This window comes from Methylobacterium oxalidis (assembly GCF_007992195.1).
Taxonomy (GTDB): Bacteria; Pseudomonadota; Alphaproteobacteria; order Rhizobiales; family Beijerinckiaceae; genus Methylobacterium; species Methylobacterium oxalidis.
Genome location: NZ_BJZU01000236.1, coordinates 1 through 3,115 on the forward strand (window position 1 = coordinate 1; position 3,115 = coordinate 3,115).

The window sequence follows — 3,115 nt, forward strand, 5'->3', positions numbered from 1 at the left end:
CCCTAGGCCTCCACCAACCCAGACGTTTGTCCGTAAGGCAGGACCTTGTCGGCCAATGTTGCACCCTCCAACGAGGGTGCAGCATCGCTTTCAGTGCGCGTGAGCTCCGGCAGCTCCGATCCCTGTCTCTGAGCGTACGAACTGCTCGTCGAAGAGGGAGCGTTCGCGCTGAGCCCGACGTGAATTATCCATCTTCGACACTGCGTAGATGGTCAGGAACGCCAGCGGCATCGAGAACAGGGCTGGGTTGTCGTAAGGGAAGATCGCGGTGGGATTGCCGAACGTATTGACCCAGACAGCCTTCGACAGGACCACCATCACCACGGCCGCGACGAGCCCGACGAGGCCCCCGACCAGGGCGCCCCAGGTCGTCGTGCCGCGCCACAGGATCGACATGGCGAGCACGGGGAAGTTGCAGCTCGCCGCCACCGAGAAGGCGAGGCCGACCATAAAGGCAACGTTCTGGTTCTCGAAAATGTAGCCGAGGATGATCGCCACGATTCCGATCACTACCGCTGAGATCTTCGAGAGGTTGACCTCGTGCCGCTCGGTGGTGCGACCGCGCGCGATCACGCTCGCATAGAGGTCGTGGCTCACCGCCGAGGCGCCGGCCAGCGTTAGCCCGGCCACCACCGCTAGGATGGTCGCGAAGGCCACCGCCGAGATGAAGCCGAGGAAGTAGGGGCCGCCGACCGCGTTGGCGAGGTTGACGGCGACCATGTTGGTGCCGCCGATCATGTCCTTGATCTTGTCGAAAGAGCCGCCCGCGCCGAGCTTGAAGTAACTCGGATCCGACATCAGCAGGGCGATGCCGCCGAAGCCGATGATGAAGGTCAGGATGTAGAAGTAGCCGATCAGGCCCGTGGCGTAGAACACCGACTTTCGGGCGGCCTGGGCGTCCGACACGGTGAAGAAGCGCATCAGGATGTGCGGCAAACCGGCCGTGCCAAACATCAAGCCGACACCGAGCGAGATGGCCTCGATCGGGCTCGTGACGAGGCCTCCAGGCGCCATAATGGCGTCGCCCTTCGGGTGGGTCTGTACGGCCGCCGCGAACAGGGCCTCCGGGTTGAAGCCGTACTTGTAGAGCACCGCGCCGGCCATGAAGCTCGCGCCGCCGAGCAGCAGGCAGGCCTTGATCACCTGGACCCAGGTGGTCGCCTTCATGCCGCCGAAGGCGACGTAGATGATCATCAGCGCGCCGACGATCACCACGGCGTAGAGGTAGGGCAAGCCGAACAGGAGCTGGATCAGCTTGCCGGCCCCGACCATCTGGGCGATCAGGTAGAAGGCCACCACGACGAGGGTGCCGGTCGCCGAGATGATGCGGATCGCGGTCTGGTCGAGACGGAAGCTCGCCACGTCGGCGAAGGTGAACTTGCCGAGGTTGCGCAGACGCTCCGCGATCAGGAACAGCACGATCGGCCAGCCGACGAGGAAGCCGGTCGAGTAGATCAGCCCGTCGAAGCCCGAGGTGTAGACGAGGCCCGAGATGCCGAGGAACGAGGCGGCCGACATGTAGTCGCCCGCGATCGCGAGGGAGTTCGTGCCCGCCGAGATGCCGCCGCCGGCCGCGTAGAAGTCGGAGGCTGACTTGGTGCCCTGGGCGGCCTTGTAGGTGATGCCGAGGGTGCCCAGCACGAAGAACAGGAACATGCCGATCGCCGGCCAGTTCGTGGCCTGCTGCTGCACGGCACCGAGATCGGGCCCGGCCGCTATAGCCGGAGTGGCGAAGAAGGTGAGAGCCGTAGTGTTAACGGCGAATCGGCTGAGGCTGATCACTGGCCGAGGCTCCGCTTGAGGTCTGCGGTGAGTGCATCGAAGCGGGTGTTGGCGCGCGCGACGTAGATGCCTGTAAGTACGAAGGCGATGAGAATGACGCCGACGCCGAGGAAGAGCCCGAGCGAGGCTGTGCCGCCGCCAACTTTCACAGCCAGCAGCGCTTTGTCGAACGCAATGAGACCGATAAACCCGAAATAGATGATCAGAATGGCAGCCGTCAGGATCCAGCCGAAGCGTGTACGCTCGCGCACAAGCTGCTGGAAGTCTGGATTTGCGACAATTCGATCGTATTCCGACGCGGTCTGCGTATGCGCACCGCGCGACGACCCAGGTTCGTGGACAGCAGAGCCACTCGGGCTTGTGGCCTGGGAGTACGGTGGTCTGCTCAAGGTGCTGCCCTCCCATAAGAGCTGGCTCTAGCTCGCTCGCTCAAGGCCAGCCACAAACCGTTGTCCCTGTCGTATTTTGAGCGTCGGCTTGCCGAGTGTCCACCGTGCCGAGGGTCATCTTCTGGCACTCGCGGTCGTGCCCGCCAACGTGCAGGATCGCGACACGCTGGCCGCCCTTGATGACGGCAAGGCGCAGTGGCCAAGCCTGCGCCAGGCCATCCTGGATGGCGCCTTCGAGGCCGAACGCTGCCAGCAGTGGTGCCGTCTGCATGGCATGCGCCATCGCGTCGTCGAGAAGCAGACCGATCAGAACAGCTTCGTCGTGCTGGAGCGCCGCTGGGTCGTCGAGCGCAGCCGATCACGAAGGGGCTCCGCGTTCCGGGTAGTCGCAGCCGACTGCAGGCCGCCAATAGGCCGACGCCGGCCTCGGCGGCAGCGCGGAAGGCCGACTGGATTCGGTTCGGCATCGGCAGCTATCCCGGGATCAGACGGCAGGCAGGGGCTTCATCGATGCGGGGCCGCCCGGTTCTCCGATCGAAGGAGGCCGCGTCCGCTTCGCTGCGCAACATACTCGAAGCGGTCAGGCAGCTCTCGGCCACCATCGGTCGCTCAAGCTCTTGCGCGGGGCTTTTCGCTTCAACTCGCCCGGTTCGCTTCGGTCGCCATTTTCATGCAACTCGATCAAAGGCCGGCAGCACAAGGGAGGCGGAGGTCACGACAAGCAAGCTAGCGTACAGCGGGTCGGCGGTGATGGGCTGCTCCGTGGCGTGGCGGCCTCTTGTGACGGTGACGCCACATCGTTCGGGCGCGATAGGTGCGACTGTCCGACCCGACGAGCAGATCGAAATACCGCGGGATCATCACGCCTTCGGGAAAGACGACGCAGGCCCCCGTGGGCGTGAGGCCTTGAACCAAGCAGGCAATCGCTACCGGTGAGGTCCGGG

At 64.5% G+C, this 3,115-nt stretch carries 4 protein-coding genes; 1 reads left to right on the forward strand and 3 read right to left on the reverse strand.

The genetic code is table 11. From position 1 onward, the window contains the following. Positions 1-90: 90 nt before the first annotated feature. The 3 genes from MOX02_RS29925 to MOX02_RS31695 all read right to left on the reverse strand — a co-directional run bounded on the left by MOX02_RS29925 (position 91) and on the right by MOX02_RS31695 (position 2,454). A complete protein-coding gene (locus MOX02_RS29925; RefSeq protein WP_280525376.1) occupies positions 91-1,782 on the reverse strand; it encodes a cation acetate symporter in 1,692 nt (563 codons plus the stop codon). After that, positions 1,779-2,063, reverse strand: a complete 285-nt coding sequence (locus MOX02_RS29930) for a DUF485 domain-containing protein (protein ID WP_147029399.1) — start codon at positions 2,061-2,063, stop codon at positions 1,779-1,781. The genes MOX02_RS29925 and MOX02_RS29930 overlap by 4 nt, the downstream gene beginning before the upstream one ends. 148 nt (positions 2,064-2,211) lie before the next feature. Further along, on the reverse strand, positions 2,212-2,454 hold the full coding sequence (locus tag MOX02_RS31695; protein ID WP_170268056.1) for a hypothetical protein: 243 nt from the start codon (positions 2,452-2,454) through the stop codon (positions 2,212-2,214). On the opposite strand from MOX02_RS31695, the gene MOX02_RS33105 reads away from it, so the two are divergent. Continuing rightward, the gene (locus tag MOX02_RS33105; RefSeq protein ID WP_373866795.1) at positions 2,338-2,901 is read left to right on the forward strand and encodes a hypothetical protein; all 564 of its coding nucleotides are present in this window, start codon (positions 2,338-2,340) and stop codon (positions 2,899-2,901) included. The genes MOX02_RS31695 and MOX02_RS33105 overlap by 117 nt on opposite strands. Positions 2,902-3,115: the final 214 nt, after the last annotated feature.